The 15,547-nt window shown below is 57.9% G+C and carries 13 protein-coding genes; 3 read left to right on the forward strand and 10 right to left on the reverse strand.

What is annotated here, in order from left to right:
* Positions 1–689: 689 nt before the first annotated feature.
* The 8 genes from IVB29_RS07070 to IVB29_RS07105 all read right to left on the reverse strand — a co-directional run bounded on the left by IVB29_RS07070 (position 690) and on the right by IVB29_RS07105 (position 8,295).
* Positions 690–1,895: an ABC transporter substrate-binding protein gene (locus tag IVB29_RS07070; RefSeq protein ID WP_247502675.1), complete on the reverse strand. Its 1,206-nt coding sequence runs from the start codon at positions 1,893–1,895 to the stop codon at positions 690–692.
* Positions 1,896–2,275: 380 nt separating this feature from the next.
* A complete protein-coding gene (locus tag IVB29_RS07075) occupies positions 2,276–2,467 on the reverse strand; it encodes a hypothetical protein (RefSeq protein ID WP_247502676.1) in 192 nt (63 codons plus the stop codon).
* A 130-nt stretch (positions 2,468–2,597) separates the two neighbouring features.
* The gene (locus IVB29_RS07080) at positions 2,598–4,862 is read right to left on the reverse strand and encodes a trehalose-6-phosphate synthase (protein ID WP_247502677.1); all 2,265 of its coding nucleotides are present in this window, start codon (positions 4,860–4,862) and stop codon (positions 2,598–2,600) included.
* Positions 4,863–5,523: 661 nt separating this feature from the next.
* Positions 5,524–5,799 (reverse strand): DUF5985 family protein, encoded by a 276-nt coding sequence (locus tag IVB29_RS07085; RefSeq protein WP_007607495.1) that lies wholly within the window; start codon positions 5,797–5,799, stop codon positions 5,524–5,526.
* Entirely contained in the window at positions 5,799–6,056 is a 258-nt protein-coding gene (locus IVB29_RS07090; RefSeq protein WP_247502678.1) for a DUF5985 family protein, read from the reverse strand. The genes IVB29_RS07085 and IVB29_RS07090 overlap by 1 nt, the downstream gene beginning before the upstream one ends.
* A gap of 2 nt (positions 6,057–6,058) precedes the next feature.
* Complete coding sequence (locus tag IVB29_RS07095) at positions 6,059–6,430, reverse strand: hypothetical protein (protein WP_007607493.1); 372 nt, start codon at positions 6,428–6,430, stop codon at positions 6,059–6,061.
* Between the two features lie 170 nt (positions 6,431–6,600).
* Positions 6,601–7,107, reverse strand: a complete 507-nt coding sequence (locus IVB29_RS07100; RefSeq protein ID WP_247502679.1) for a PRC-barrel domain-containing protein — start codon at positions 7,105–7,107, stop codon at positions 6,601–6,603.
* 390 nt (positions 7,108–7,497) lie between these two features.
* Positions 7,498–8,295: a Crp/Fnr family transcriptional regulator gene (locus IVB29_RS07105; protein WP_247502680.1), complete on the reverse strand. Its 798-nt coding sequence runs from the start codon at positions 8,293–8,295 to the stop codon at positions 7,498–7,500.
* Positions 8,296–8,513: 218 nt separating this feature from the next.
* Here IVB29_RS07105 and IVB29_RS07110 point away from each other — a divergent pair, with 218 nt between their 5' ends.
* Both IVB29_RS07110 and IVB29_RS07115 read left to right on the forward strand, forming a co-directional pair.
* Positions 8,514–10,526, forward strand: coding sequence for an ATP-binding protein (locus IVB29_RS07110; RefSeq protein ID WP_247502681.1), 2,013 nt, complete (start codon positions 8,514–8,516; stop codon positions 10,524–10,526).
* Positions 10,498–11,184 (forward strand): response regulator transcription factor, encoded by a 687-nt coding sequence (locus tag IVB29_RS07115; RefSeq protein ID WP_247502682.1) that lies wholly within the window; start codon positions 10,498–10,500, stop codon positions 11,182–11,184. Before IVB29_RS07110 ends, IVB29_RS07115 begins: the two co-directional genes overlap by 29 nt.
* 678 nt (positions 11,185–11,862) lie before the next feature.
* Here IVB29_RS07115 and IVB29_RS07120 read toward each other — a convergent pair.
* Positions 11,863–12,096 carry a hypothetical protein gene (locus tag IVB29_RS07120; protein WP_247502683.1) on the reverse strand — a complete coding sequence of 78 codons (234 nt, stop codon included), beginning with the start codon at positions 12,094–12,096 and terminating at the stop codon, positions 11,863–11,865.
* 321 nt (positions 12,097–12,417) lie between these two features.
* On the opposite strand from IVB29_RS07120, the gene IVB29_RS07125 reads away from it, so the two are divergent.
* The gene (locus IVB29_RS07125) at positions 12,418–13,668 is read left to right on the forward strand and encodes a sodium:proton antiporter (RefSeq protein ID WP_247502684.1); all 1,251 of its coding nucleotides are present in this window, start codon (positions 12,418–12,420) and stop codon (positions 13,666–13,668) included.
* Positions 13,669–13,724: 56 nt separating this feature from the next.
* Here the strand turns inward: IVB29_RS07125 and IVB29_RS07130 are convergent, their stop codons facing one another.
* Positions 13,725–15,542 (reverse strand): chloride channel protein, encoded by a 1,818-nt coding sequence (locus IVB29_RS07130; protein ID WP_247502685.1) that lies wholly within the window; start codon positions 15,540–15,542, stop codon positions 13,725–13,727.
* Positions 15,543–15,547 lie beyond the last annotated feature (5 nt).

Consider the following 15,547-nt stretch of genomic DNA (forward strand, 5'->3'; position numbering starts at 1 on the left):
TTGGTCGAAACACAGTCCAGTAAATTCAATAGGTTGGCTACTGTTTCCAAATGAAAATGGGGGAGCTAGCGATCGATTGAGTAACGCAGCTGCCCTTCAGATTAGCTTAGGCATTGCGCGCGCTATCACGCGCGCAAGTGTCTTGAAATAAGCGTCTGAAGATCCCGAGAAAGCGGCTAATCAAGAGACGTCCTGTTCGTATTGGAGTCTCAATGGGATTTTTCCAACCAAGCCAAAACCCGTTCATTCCAGATCAATGGCTTACAGCGAAATATCCAACCGGACCGACGCAGCCGAAGCGTCGGAGGTTCGAGTCACTGGACCACCGCCTTTCCCCACACGACGCAAATCCGCGATATTCCTTCGATCGTCCGCCTAAGCCCAGAAGCTTGTCCAACGGTAGGTTCAAATCGGGGACCTGCAACCCTCTCGAATTACTCTTTGAGGCCAGGGCCTGAGCGGTCGGATCGGCCGATCCGTGGACAACACGAGAAGTGGCCCGCCAGCGATGAGGATATTAGGGTTCCTTGAAGCGTCAGCATTTCCTTCTGGCGAATCTTAGAATTCTTCCCGGTGTGGAGAGCTGCATGGCCGGCGGGTTTGGTGTCGCGCATTCCACACTACGAACAGGAGCGCCACCGGCGGGTGCGCTCCTGTGCATGCGACTACTGGGTTCGGAGGCAGGAGTATCAGTGTGTAACCAGCGGACAGGCCGAGTCGGATAACTTCCCGAACGCTTCTTCTCCCGACATGGTCTGAACCAGCTTGTAGTAATCCCACGGTTGTTTGGACTCCTCAGGCTTCTTCACCTGCATGATATACATCTCATGCTCCATCAGGCCGTCGGCACGGATCTTGCCGTTGCTGGTGAACATGTCGTCGATCTTCATCTTCTTGAGCTCCGCCATGACCTTCTCTGAATTGGTGGAGCCGGCAGCCTTGACCGCGTTGAGGTAGCTCATGGTCGCCGAATAGTAGCCCGCCTGATTCATGGTGGGCTCGCGCTTCGTCTTCTCATAGTAGCGTTGGGCGAAGGCGCGGGTCTTCTCGTTGAGATCCCAATACCAGCCGGTGGTGAGGTACAGGCCCTGTGCGGTCTTGAGGCCGAGGCTGTGAATGTCGCTGATGAAGGCGAGCAATGCGGCCGGCTTCATGGTCCTGGCGATGCCGAACTCGTCGGCAGCCTTGATCGAGTTAGTGAAGTCGTTGCCGGCGTTGGCCAATCCAAGCACCTGCGCACCCGCGTTTTGCGCCTGAAGCAGATAGCTCGAGAAGTCCGACGTGGAGAGCGGAACGCGCACGGCACCGATCACCTTGCCGCCATTGGCCTCGACCACCTTCGAGGCGGACTCCTGCAACTGGGTGCCGAAGGCGTAGTCGGCCGTGAGGAAGAACCAGGTTTTACCGCCCTGCTTCACCATCGTCTTGGCCGTACCGTTGCCGAGCGCCGTCGTGTCGTAGACGTAGTGCACCGTATACGGTGTGCAGTCCTTGCCGGTCAGTGATGCGCCGGCTGCGCCGATAGCGATGAACGGAATTTTCTTCTCCTTGGCGGCATTGTTCATCGCCAGGCTGACTCCCGTGTTCGATCCGCCGAGAATCATCGTAACACCATCCCGATCGGCCCATTCGCGGAATTTTTGGGCTCCCACGTCGGGCTTGTTCTGGTGATCGGACACCATGAACTCGATCTTGTTCCCGAGCACGCTGCCGCCAAAATCCTCAATTGCCATCTTGGCCGCCTCGACACCGCCGGGGCCGATCACGTCGGCATAGAGGCCGGACATGTCGTCGATATCGCCGATCACGACCTTGTTTTCGGCTGCGTGTGCAGTTGTCGCTGCCATCGACGCTGCAAGCAGCCAGGGGATCGTCCTTACCGCAATACATTTCATATGAAGCGCTTCCTCCGAACATCGTTGTTGTCTGCAGGCAAAGTATAACCTGTCCGGCGGCAGCCGGCCTCAAGGGCCTGCCCGCGCCGGGCACGTCACATCCGCCTGTCGCTCTTGGACGTAACCATTGCTTGTGAACACCTTCTGTCAATTTCGTCTTTGGTCGAATGACGATAATTATCTCGTGAAAACATGTCGGATCACGATATACATTAGTCTTTGTGAGTACGAGTTAGCGCGGTCGATCAGGTGGAACAGTGTTCGCATCCCGACCGCGTTTCAGATCATCCTGGTGAAGATCCTGCTGTCGGCATGACTGATGCCGAGAATTGCCGGCATGGGCTACACCTGGAAGGGCCGCCTCCATGTCTCGAAGGAAACTATCCAGTGAGCAGGCCTGAAATCAGGGCCGCAGCGCCGAGGCCAATGAACGACAAGACCATTGGAGGATATAGAACCAGCGCTGCTTCAAAGCGAAGGAACTTCGGTTGCTCGCCGGTCCGATTGGGAAGCCCAATGAAGATCAGGATGCCTGCTACGGCAAGCATCGCAGCTCCGATCAGCATGTTCATATTCGCCTTCCTCCACATCACGGAGCAAAAAGTCGCAAGCACGAGAGTGCGACCGAGCTGTCGTTTTGGAAAGAACCAACCGTACGCTTTGGTACCGATATTCTTGCAGACCGCTTTTGAAGAGAGCCCCTCAGATCTGCTTCACGCCATGACCGGCCTTGGTGGCCAGACCAAGAACCCGCTCGCGGGTGCGACTTCTCGCTGCGTCCACCAGCATCGTGCCTGCCCAGCGATAGACGTTATGCTCCTTTACCTGCTGTCGCATGAGCTTCATGCGCTCGGCCTGCTCCTCGATTGGCATTGCAAGTGCAAGCTCGATAGCCGATGCCATTTCTTCGGTGTCATAGGGATTGACGATGAGAGCCTCGGACAATTCTCGTGACGCCCCGGTGAAGCTCGACAAGATAAGGACCCCAGCGTTGTCTTCCCGCGAACTAACGAACTCCTTGGCGACGAGGTTCATTCCGTCGTGCAGGCTGCTGACGACGCAGGCGTCGGCCGCTCTGAACAGCCGGAACACGTCTGACGGCTCGTAGTGCCGCGCGACCAAATGCATCAAGGGTTGGCGACCGCGGTGCCGCTCGTTTATTTCAGCGGCGAGCGCCTCCGCTTCAGCCTGGAGCTTCGAGTACGCGCTGAGTTTGCTGCGCGTGGGTGCTGCGATCTGGATGAACGCAACCCTGTCCCTCCAGGCCGGATTGCGCAACAAGAGCGCGTCGACCGCCTGCATACGATCAAGGATGCCTTTGGTGTAGTCAAAGCGTTCGACACCGACAATCAGTCTCGTTCCTTCCGCCAACCCGAACTGCGAGATGATACTGGATCGGCATTCCGTGGGAGGTGGTAGCTTTTCCAGTTCCCGTGGCGGCCATTCGATCGAGATTGGATAGGCACGTATTCTGGTCTCATGTCCTCCAAGGCTAACCGCCTGCACCTCGCGATCGATCCTGCTCTCCAAGAAGCGATCCACACCCTCGATGAAGTTGTTACAGTGAAATTGGGTATGAAATCCAACAATGGTGCTGCCAAGCAATCCTTCGATAATCTCCGCCTTCCATGGGCAGATGCTGAAGGTTTCCGCATTGGGCCACGGAATGTGCCAGAAGGTTATGATCGTCGCCCTGGGCAGGCGCTCACGGATCATTCTTGGAGCAAGCGCGAAGTGATAGTCCTGGACCAGCACAATGGGGTCGTCGGCACGCGCCTCGGCAACGACTGCATCGGCAAAGCGCTGGTTGATCTGCCGATACATTTGCCAGTCGCTGGACCTGAACGTAGGGCGCACGAAAGCGATATGGCACAATGGCCAGAGCCCTTCGTTGGCAAAACCGTAGTAATATCCGTCCTGTTCTTTCTCAGAGATCCAGATGCGCCGAAGCGTGTAGGCCGGGGCTGCCTCGGGGACGCGGAGCCTATCGTGGTGGTCGACAGTCTCCCGATCGGCGCTGCCGCTGCCGTGGGCGATCCAAGTGCCACCGCAGGCACGCATGATCGGCTCCAGGGCCGAGACCAATCCACTTGCCGGCCGCTGCACCACAGTCCCCGCTTCCGAAGTGTTGTGAATGTAGGGCTCCCGATTGGAAAGGACGAGAACTTCGGCCCCCGGCAGGACGCTTTGCAGCACCTCTTGAAGCGATTTCGGCGTCCACTCGATCTGGCTTGTAAACGTAACTTGTTCGGCGCTACGCAACAGCTTGTGAATTTCCCGATCAATAGACGAGCCACCGAGTTGAAGGTGCACTCCCTGAGCACCTCGACGGACCTCCTCGACCGCGCGTCGCAATGCCTTCATCCAGCCGCGCATCATGAGGACGGCGAAAATGATCGTGCCAACGGTCAGGACCAGAACGACGCCGGCAAGCGCTGCAAGCAGATACGCCAGCACCTGGCTGGACCTGGCCGCCGCGAAGCTGAGGTCGGTTAGAATGACGAGGTAGGAACGACCTCGGCTACTCGAGATCGGAAACGCAGCTACAAGAATTCGTCGCCCGCCGCTGGCGATGCTTGCGAAACTCTCGTTCTCGGATTTGGCCGACTTTTCGCAGGAGAAGCTCGCCGGCATTTCCGGTGTTGGCGCGAGCAACGCGCCTTCCGGATCGCAAAATCCAACCGCGAGAATCTTCTTGTCGAGCGCCACTCTCTTGAAAAGGTCCGAGAGCCGGTCCCACGCCTGGTCTTCCACATCACGACTAAGCAACGGCTGGATGGCGTTGAAGACCAGCTTGGATCTGGCTTCAACATCGCTTCGCGACCACTGCTGTACGATTCCTCCGGTAAATGGCGAGATACCGAACGCCACGACTGCGGCTACCGCCAGGCCGAAAATGCCATAGCGGAAGAACTCCTTATACGATATCGGGGTCACTCCGGAGCTACCCCGACTGTCCGCAGGCATCTGCTCGAGCCGTCTAGCAGGCGCAGCTCTCGCGGCGCATTGGGCACTGCCGATTGCGCTAAGCGGTAGTGAGCGAATATATACCAGACCAAAGGACGGCTGCTGTTAGCTCGGATTGGCGAGCCGCTTCCCCGCCTCAAAGCCCGTACGCTCGTTGTTGCAGGTGAGACAAGTCGCACGTGCCATTTGCGTACCGTGGATTGCCAGCCGTTCATGCCGATGCGGCGTCTTTTCCTCGCAAGACAGGCAGTACGCTTGCGGAAACACATTGAGTGCCGTTTGATTCGATTTTCTGATCATGAAAGCCCCCTGCGCAATATCCTTCGGAGGTCGCCCGCGAGCAAGCGGCAGCGGGGCGGATCGGCTGCCTATTGTACAGAACTGTACCGTGTTTCGTCACGTAGCAAGCTGTGCGCGCTCCGCCGAAGGTCACTCCTGTCCCACACAGCAGCCCGCCAACGTCCGGGTGAATTAGCGCGCGGCGGGAGCTGAGATCCCAGCGTTCCTCGGCTGTGGTCCGCCTCTCCTGACGGCATGACCTGTCCATCCGTCCCGGGTAAGGTCAGTGGTCAATTCCCCTGCCCGTCGTTCAAAGCGCGAAACCGGCTGTACGGTTGCACCCCGAGCAATCTTGCCAGTCGGCGCCTCTTGAATTCGCGCTTCACTTGCGCTTCTTCGGCAGCGCATTCTTTCCGACGATCGAAAGCGCAATCAGACCGAATGTGATCAGGCGTGGGATGAAGTACACCGGCTCGCTCGCATTCGTCACTTGCACCACAGCCAGGACAAATCTCGCAACGGCGTCGATCACAAACGCAGCCGCAAAGAGCAGGAAAAAGGTGTCGCCCGTCTTACGCCAAAACTTCAGGAAATATATGCTCGCCAGGAGCGATGCGAATGCCGTCGCACCTGAAAGAACGGGATTCAAATGGTCCATCACTCGGCCTCCCAGATCATGCCGATAAGCAGGACCGTCATGGCGAACAGGCCGATCGACAGACGCACGGCGGAAAGATCAACTTGAGGAAATACGATTTTATCGATCCACAGAGCAGCATTTTCGAAAGTCAGACCCGCGAAGCAGACGGCGCTCCATAGGAGCAACCTTGACCTGTTACCGATATATGCCCGAATGAGCAGCCATGCACAAAAGCCGCTCGTGATCGCGCAAAGTGTGTAAATCACCGCAGCCATGACTAATCCTTTCGAATCCTGAAGGCATCTGAAAATGCCTGGATGCGGTGTGGGCTGTTGTGGATGATATGTGTGATCGGGATCAGATGCCGCGAATACGCCAAGGCCAAGCTATCGACCACTGGCCGCAATTCGGGGCGCGGCGCAAACGCATAGATCCCTGCCTCGCCGTCGAGGAAGCCATCCTTCCTCAGGGACGCTAGAGCATCGGCCATCTCGATCTTGCCCGCGTAAAGGCGTGCAGCGAGCGATTCCACGTCGAAGCGCTCGCCGGGCCGCTTGTGGAAGAACAAAAGGGCTTCGAGCTGCGCCACAGAGCGAATGTAGCGTCGGACAAGCTCCTCTACCTCTTCCGGCAGTGCTTCATCAGACATCGTCGACCTCAGCCAGCGGCACGCAAGCTGATCAATTCAATGCGGAAATTCAAGACTGCTGTTCCTGCCACTACAAATTTAAGCCGACCGGATCAATGCAACTGGAAAAGGCGGCGTCATCTCAGATGACACCGCCGATAAGCATGCTGGAAATAGGGACCGAAATCGGCTCAGTACTTGAATTCGGGCATCTTCTTCAGCTGATCCTTGTTGGCGTTCAGCACCACGTGATCCGGATACCAATTGTCGCTTCGGTGGGCCGACGTTGACGCGCTTCCCGTCGTGCTCGTCGAACCGGCATTGCCGGTCTTTCCAGCGCCATCGCTGGACGCAGTCTTCACCGGTTCTTTGGCGAATTTGAGCTGATCGAACGTTACGGCGACGTTGTGCTCGCCCATTCCAAGGAATCCTCCCACCCCGATCACCACGTTGGCAACCCGCCCGCTGGAATCAAGGATCAGATCATTGATGTCGCCGATCTTCTCGTTGCTATTGTTATAGACGTTCACGCCAACGAGTTTCGATGCACGCCATTCACCTTCCTTGTGCATGGAGGCGGTCGAGGCAGCCGGCTGCACGTTGGGCGCCGCGGTCGTCGCGTTGTTCTGGGATGACTGCGCCATGACCGGCGTAGCCAGCAGCATCGCGGAGGCAAGAATGCAAAGTGATATCTTCATGACGATTGCTCCTACTTCTGTTGGATCATCGTCAACTCATCGCACGCTCGCAAGTTTCGTTTTCCTGAATGCGAATGTACGCTCCCGCACGAGACTTATCCGACCAGCTTGAGGCGGCTGCGCATCTTTTGATGAAGCATTGCACGTGTCACGGAAGGGTTGCATATGATGAACTCGACCATAGCGATAATGTCGTCCCTGGTGCGATTGCAGCAGGGGTTCTCGTAAACGGCAAGAAGCCTTTGGGCCTCCTCCAAGGCTCCCACCAGAACTTCGGTATCGGTTCGGATCCGGCTTTCTTGCGATGACATCTCCGCCTCTATCGCTTCAAGAATATCTGGACTCTGTTGGCTGCCGTACAGTCGACTTAACGGCAGCATGGAATCGCGTTCACGAATATGCAATGCGGAGGGGTGGCACCGCACAAGGACGGTTGTGCGCCGACAGGATGATCCCATGACAATCGCAAGACATCGCTTTCAACCTGGCCTCGTCCATGACGACGATCCCCGCCCTGCGACATCCAATCACTCCGTCGCGCATCATACTGCCGAGAGCGACCGTAACGCCGGCGCGCCGGACCGCGAGAGCATTGGCTATGTAACTATGCGTGAAAGGTACCTCGCGAGACCCGAGCCTGTCGCTGGCAACCAGGAGCCACCGCGCGAGGCGCTGGTGCAGCGTGTGCCTGGAATTGCAGGCTGATAATTGCGAACTGTGAATCAGGATCGCCTGAACATAGCCTAAAAGCATCTTTTCAAGCTCGACGTCCCTCTTGATCAAAGAAATCAGCTGATCGGACTGGATCCGAAGCGCTTGGCCCGGCACTCTCACGCTGCAGCGGTGCGGCGAAACGTGCATGCCCAGGACCAACGGCACGCCGACAAAATCCTTCATCCCGAGCGTATGGATCTCGACCGGCAGGCAGTCGCCCGCACGGGTCGTGACAGAACACCCGCCGGACTCGATGAAGTAGGCATGGCGAAGAGGCGTGCCGCGATCGTAGAGAATTTGTCCTTTGTTCAGAGACACCGTCTCGCAGCTTTCGAGCAAACGGCACTGCGATGAAGCCGACAGTCGGGAGACGAGTTCGTTGCGGCTAGTACCGCAGAAGGGCTCGTCCAAACCAAGCCGCTTCGGGTTGAATTCGTTCTCGATCAACCGCAGCGGCGATGAAGAATGTTCCATGTCAAGCCCAATTCTAGACCGCTACAATGATTGCCTGTACGATGGGATGGATCGAGCGATCCTGGGAGTCAGGGTGACCGATAGAAGTGTCGGGAAAAACCTGACAAGAACCAGAAACATCGAGGAAGTGCCAGGACGTGGGCGTTTTGCTGTCTCATTTGATACCCACCCGCATGGAGGCGCCCACCTCAATCTCCCGGCGCGCAGCTCGCCGCCCCTTGATCCTCGTCTTCATCGCGGCAGCGATGCCTCTTGCGCTTTTTGCGGGTTGGGTCGTTTTCCTGAACGCGCAGCAGCAGCGCAGGGGCTCTCAGGCTGCCGCCGTGGAGACGCTCGATAGCGTCGTCAACCGGCTTGCCTCCGAGATCAGCCTCCAGCTCGAGATCGCCGAGACCGTCGCGGCTTCCGCAACACTCGACAATCCGGACCTTGACGCGTTCTATCGCGAAGCGACGCGTGTCAACGAAGCACGTCCCCTTTGGCAGACGATTCAGCTCGTCGATCCCGACGGAAATCAGGTTCTGGATGTTAGCCGTCCGCTCGGAGATGGGATGCGCGCCACCGCCGACCGAGAGAACTTCGAACAAATTCTGAAAACGAGAAAGCCAGCAATCGGCGGAATTGGGCCACGTGGTCCCATCACCGGCAAACGCGTGGTGGCCGTCAGGGCCCCTGTAGAGCGCGATGGGCAATTGAAGTTTGTACTCACGGTGGCCCTGGTGCCTGATGCAATAAGCCAGATTTTGAAGAGCGCAGGAGCCCCGGCCGGCTGGGTGGGTTTCGTGGTCGATGCCAAGGGGAACATCGTCGCCCGCACCTTCGGCGAACAATCCGAACTCGGACAATCTGCCAGCGCTACGGTCCGCCAAGCGATAGCCTCAGCGCCAGAAGGAAGCTACGTCAAAACCACGCCTGCCGGCGAACAAGTCGATTCGATCTACAAAGTCATCCCCGGAACCAGCGGATGGTCGGTCCATTTCGGAATACCGACGCAGGAACTTAATGGTCCCGTCCAGCGCTCAGCCATTTTCCTTGCCGGGGGTGGGGTATTGAGCTTCGTCTTGGCTCTGACTTTGGCCTGGTACACCATACGCGACATTTCGCTTCGCCGGCGCGAGCAAGAGGCGCAGGCAGCATTGGCGCTCAGCGCAAGTGAAGAGCGACGGAGGCTGACGATCGATGCCGCAGATCTCGGCGTGTTCAGCTGTGATTTTGCGAGCAGAGAAGCGATCGTGTCGCCCCGCGCCCGGGAGATGCTCCGGATAGACGGTTCGCGCTCCGAAGGAGATACGATCCTTCCGATAGATCGGATACTGAGCCGTATTAATCCCGCCGATCAGCGGAACTTTGAGGCTTCCTTGCTGAGTTGCCGTTCGGGAAACGTGGCGATTGCTGATTTCCGGACCGCTCCCCCTCACAGCCGGTGGCTGCGGGCCAGCGGGCGGCTGTCTCGCATCGATGATAAGAACTTGGACGTCGTGTATGGCGTCATTCTGGATATCGACGAGACCAAGCGAGCCGAGCTGGAGCGACAGCAACTGCTTCGACGTCTTTCCGAAGCGGAAGAAAATGAACGCCGTAGAATCGCAAGAGAGCTTCACGATCAGATCGGCCAGACGGTCACAGGTCTACTTCTCGGTCTGAAGAACCTGGAGCCGCTTCTGGGCACGAGCCCCAAACGCAAGCTCGGATTGGAGAGGCTCAATTGGCTGCAAGGACTCGCGAGAGGGATTGGGCGCGATATCCATCAAATCGCCTCTGACCTGCGCCCGACCGCCCTTGATGACCTGGGACTTTACAAGGCGCTGGAGGCATTCTGCGCGGAGATCCGGCGCCGGTTCGGGATCAGCGTTGATTTTCAGCCTCTGGGAAGAAGAGATCGTCTCGGCCAGGACGTCGAAATCGCGGTTTACCGCGCCGTCCAGGAGGCCGTGAACAACGTGGTCAAACACGCGCAAGCTCGAAACGTCAGCGTGGTCATCGACCGACGCACAGCTGAGCTTAGGATCGTCGTCGAAGACGACGGGAACGGCTTCGACTTCCAGGAATTCTCGCAGGGTGAGAGCCGCCACGCAAAATTGGGCCTGTCTGTCATCGAGGAGCGCCTCACGCTGCTCGGTGGATCTTTGGCGATTGAATCTGAACCCGGCCACGGCACCTCTCTTTTCATGAGAATACCGGTGCCAATAGAGGAGATGGGCTATGTGCCCGATCCGGATCACGTTGACTGACGATCATCCGCTTGTTCTGGCCGGAATGAAGGCGTTGCTTCAGGACGTGCATGACATTGAGATCGTCGGGGAAGCAACGGATGGACAGGCCGCCTTAGACATCATTCGCCAGGCCACACCGGACATTGCCATCCTGGACATTTCACTTCCCGGTATCAGTGGCCTCGAAGTTGCTCGCGCCCTAGCGACGCAGCTTCCTCAAGTTCGTCTTCTGGCGCTGACCGTGCACGAGGATCACGCCTACGTTCAGCCGATGCTGCAAGCGGGAGCTCGCGGCTATCTGCTGAAGCGCTCTGCGGCCGACGAGCTCGAGCGCGCAGTTCGCGCGATCGCTGGAGGTGGTTTGTATCTGGATCCAGCAATAGCGGAGAAAGCACTTCCATCCGCGCAGGGCGCCCACTCGTCTTCCGGCGCTTCCACAGCCGGCGAGCTGACACCGCGCGAGAGTGAGGTTCTCAGATTCATCGCACAAGGCTTCAGCAACAAGGAAATTGCCAATCAGCTAAGCATCAGCATCAAGACCGTCGAAACTTACAAGGCCAGGGCGGTCGAAAAGCTCGGACTGTTCACGCGTGCCGACATAGTGCGCTACGGCGTGGCGCTTGGCTGGTTGAGCCATTCGGGAAAGAGTGCGGATCAAGTTTTGAGCGGGAAGTAGGTGGGCCAAACGGCCCTGCGTGGCGTGCGGACGTCAGGATTATCCCGACAAGCCCCGCTCATCTCCTGACTGCCCGATTGGACGCCGTCCACTATCTTCCGTGAAGCGGACGAGAGAACCAACGCGGATCGCCGGCCGGAACACCGCTCTTTCCGGCTTCTGCACTCCGCACCTTGTTGGATCGGATCAGGTTTGTATGGAGGCACACATGAGAAATGTACTTTTCCGAGGACGTGCCCGTCGTCGGCTCTTTGCACAGTATGAGAAACTGCCCGAGCTCGCGAACCGGACGAACTCGCGGCTAGATGCCCGCACGGCTAGAACCGCGGGCATTTTCCTCGCTTGCGTCTATCTCACTTGCCTTCTGTTCTCGGCGTACGCGATTGCTTGATGGCAACAGGCGTGTGACAACCGACAGAATCACGAAGTTGGATTCATTGTCCCGATCCCTTGCAGGAACTCGTTCGATTATGGATACAGTCGTGGTTCTCCTGGTCCTCGGTATGTTGTTCACGGCTCTTTGTTTTGCGGCACCGGAGATCGCGGCACGTCGATTTTCCCGGACTTTTGGACGTCAGCTTCCGATGTAATGTGCGGCGCACCCATCTCACTGCGCGATGAAGATTGCTGTTATGCAAGGTGAGGGCCGCCTCGATCGACGGCCCTCCAAGTTTGCGTTTATCGGCAGGCACGCACGTGCTTGACGATACGCCGACCATGATAGCCGCGTGTGACTATGGTTCGCACGGTGCAGACCCTCCGATGATGTTGACGATAGTGATAGCCGGCCTGCATCGTCTCGGATGTTGCCGCTGCGCCGACCGGTGGCGCCATCATCGCATTGGCAGGAACCGAGAACTGAGTGCCTGCAAGCAGAGCAGCGACCGCAAATCCATAGGCGATTTTCTTCATAGTTTTTCCTTGTCGTACGCCCCCTCCGCACTTTTAGGTCGGTCCAATGAATGCGGAGTGAACGACGATATTGACAAACGTCGTCGCGATCTTTCGCCGCAGATGCAAAATCGACAGCTGAAGGTCGCAGAGACGGGTTGGGATTGAGGCGCATCCTGGTCCGCTTACATGCCCCCGCAGGAACTGCCGAAGTTGCTTTTGATTATTCACGTCTCAAAAGTCGCCATCTCGAACGCACTACCCTCATTGGAGTAGAGCGAACAGCGGCCTTAACGGGAGGGAGTGAGCAGGCACTCTCGCCAGGACGCAAGGGAGCCTGCCGTGCTTTCGCTAATGGATATTGCTGCCGTTCTGCTGACATTGTCTGCCGTCTTCGGCTGGCTCAATCACAAGTTCCTGCCGCTCTCCCGCAGCGTAGGTCTTCTCGTGATGAGCGTCCTGACATCACTGCTCCTGATCGGCTTGGATGCGGCGTTTCCCACGATTCAACTACTAGACCAGCTTGCCAATGGGCTCCGGCAGATCGACTTTGCCGAAGTCGTGGTGAATGGGATCCTTGCATTTCTGCTGTTCGCCGGCGCGTTGCACGTAGATCTGGACACACTCAGAAGCCGCGCCATTCCGGTATTTATTCTGGCCGTCCTCGGCACCTCAATTTCGACCGTCCTCGTAGGCCTGATGTTCTGGTTCATCTGCGGCCTTTTACACCTACCCGTATCGTTGGCCTGGGCGTTCGTGTTCGGCGCGCTGATCAGCCCGACTGACCCCGTTGCTGTCCTGAGTACGCTTCGCAACACCAAAGTGCCGAAAGAGCTGCAGATCGAGACGGAAGGCGAGGCATTGTTCAACGACGGCGTCGGGATCGTTCTGTTCACGATCATGCTTCGCTTTGCGAGCACCGGAGACGGCGCTCAGGTTTCGGCCGCCGATGTCGCTGAGTTACTCGTTCGCGAAGCTGGTGGCGGATTAGTGCTGGGCTTGTTGACTGGCTATGTTGCGTATCGCGCGATGCGGCTCATCGACGACTACGCCATCGAGGTGCTGATCTCCCTTGCCCTCGTCACTGGAACCTACGCACTTGCGCTGCATCTGCACGTCAGTGGCCCGCTCTCCATGGTCGCCGCGGGCCTCCTCATCGGCGATCGAGGACCTCGATACGCAATGAGTGAGCGGACACAAGGATATCTCTTCGCGCTCTGGACCCTCATCGACGAAATTCTCAACTCGGTCCTTTTTTTGCTCATCGGGCTGGAGACCTTGATACTGCGCTTCGATCCTCGCAGCCTCGGTCTGGCGGCAGCGACGGTGCCAATCGTTCTCTTCGCCCGCTTTGTTTCTGTTTCGGTTCAACCATTTCTGTTCGGATGGACTCGGCTGCTCTCCTTGCGCAACGCGCCCTTTCTCACCTGGGCTGGCGTCCGAGGCGGAATTTCAGTTGCACTAGCCCTGTCCATATCGGATAGCCCGGCCAAGGCCGCAATGCTCGCCTCAACCTATGCAGTCGTCCTGTTCAGCATCATCATTCAAGGCTCGACTCTGGGCTGGATCGCAAAGCGAACTGTGGGACAATAGGTCACGTCTCCAATCATCGTTCAGGCCCAGGCGACAAGCGCCTCATTTTGCCCGGATCAATCCTCATAGCTGTCGATGACCGCATCTGCGATCACGCGTTTGGTCAGGACGCCGACGATATCCTTAACGCGCGGGCGCGAGGCAGAGCGGACAACGATTGCCGCGCCGGCCCGATGGCGCTTCAACCTAGCAAACACCAAGCTTAGAAGGTCCTGATCGCGGCAAATGACCATCCGCCGCTCGACGAATTGCTCGACCACGAGAGCTGGATTCGATTGCGACTCCGCCCATAAGCCGGAACGTGGTGGGATCAGGCCGACAATCCGGCCTTCACGCTCAACCACGATAGGAAGTGCATCATCGATATCTTCCGCAGCCATAGCCTGTTTTAGTGTCGTTCTTACTCCGGCGACGATAAAGCGCCTTTCCATGATGTCCTGGACCTGCTTCACCAGATAGAGGTTGATATGCCGCTCCTTTGGAATGCGGTGCCCGCGGTGGCGCAGCTTGACCGTGTAGATCGTCTCGTTGACGAGTGCACGCCTGACGCCTGCAGCCAACGCCACCGCAACGATCACCGGAACGATGATTGCGTAATCACGGGTCATCTCGAAGACCATCACGATCGCCGTCATGACGCCGCCCGTACCTGCACCGACGATGGCCGCCATTCCAATGATCGCGGCCGAAGATGGCGTTAGCCCTGAATGAGGCAGGATTGAATTGGTTGCAGCGGCAAAGGCGGCCCCCAGCGTGGCGCCAAGGTATAGTGATGGCGAGAAGATCCCGCCCGACGCCCCGCAGCCGAGGCTGACCGTCGTTGCCAACAGCTTCAGCACGAACAGCAGGGCCAGTAACCCTGCCGCCGTCATCTTGTGGTCCAGTATCTCCTGAATGACGGAGTAGCCCACTCCGTCGATGTAGGAGTGGCCAAAGGCATGGGTGAGCACCACCATCGTCAGGCCGATTGACGACATGCCGATGATATTTTGAACATACTCGTTGCCAGACAGCTTCGGAAACCCGTCTTCCATGAAGACGAGCAGACGGATAAACGCCCAGGCTGCCGCTCCAGACAACAGGCCAAGCAGGACGAATGCGAGAGCTTCCTGCGCATTGAAGGATGCAACCATGCTGAATTGCACATCCGGAACCGAAAAGGCCGGGTCCGGACCGATCAGGATGCGTCCGATCGTCGTCGCAGCCCCCGTGGCCACGACGACTGGAAGGAATGTCCGGTTTGAAACTTCCGGCAGAAGAATTTCCAGAGCAAACAGCACGCCGCCCAGCGGAGTATTGAAGGTTGCGGCGATGCCCGCGCCCGCGCCCGCGGACAGCAGCGTGATCCTCTGCCGGGTCGAGAGCCCGATGAATTGAGCAAAGGCTGAGCCCAGGGCTGAGCCTATCTGAATGATAGGGCCTTCGCGCCCGACGGCGGCGCCGCTTCCGATGGATACCGCGGATGCCAGCGCCTTTATCAAAGCCACCGAACCCCGAATTTTCCCGCGCTTGTAGAATATGGCGTCCATCACTTCGGGTACGCCATGTCCCTTTGCTTCTGGAGCAAACCGCCGGACGAGAAAGACGACGATGAGGCCGCCGATCACAGGCGCAAGAAGAACAAAGTCGCCGAAAGGACTCGGGCCCTCACTGACGTTTGCGTCGTAAGCGACGCTCAGCCTTCCATTGTAAGACAAGTTGTGCACGAGGCCGATCAGCGCGCGAAAGCCGACGGCGCCAAGTCCGGTCATGACGCCAATCACCAAGGCGAGCGCGCAAAGTACGAGAAGGCTGACCTTCCGCTCTTCAGCAAACGGCTTGATGCTGCTGCCGATCAGGGCTTTTCGCGTGCCGTAAGTCAGGACCGAGGGCATTTGAC

It is taken from the genome of Bradyrhizobium sp. 1, from assembly GCF_023073315.1.
Classification (GTDB): domain Bacteria; phylum Pseudomonadota; class Alphaproteobacteria; order Rhizobiales; family Xanthobacteraceae; genus Bradyrhizobium.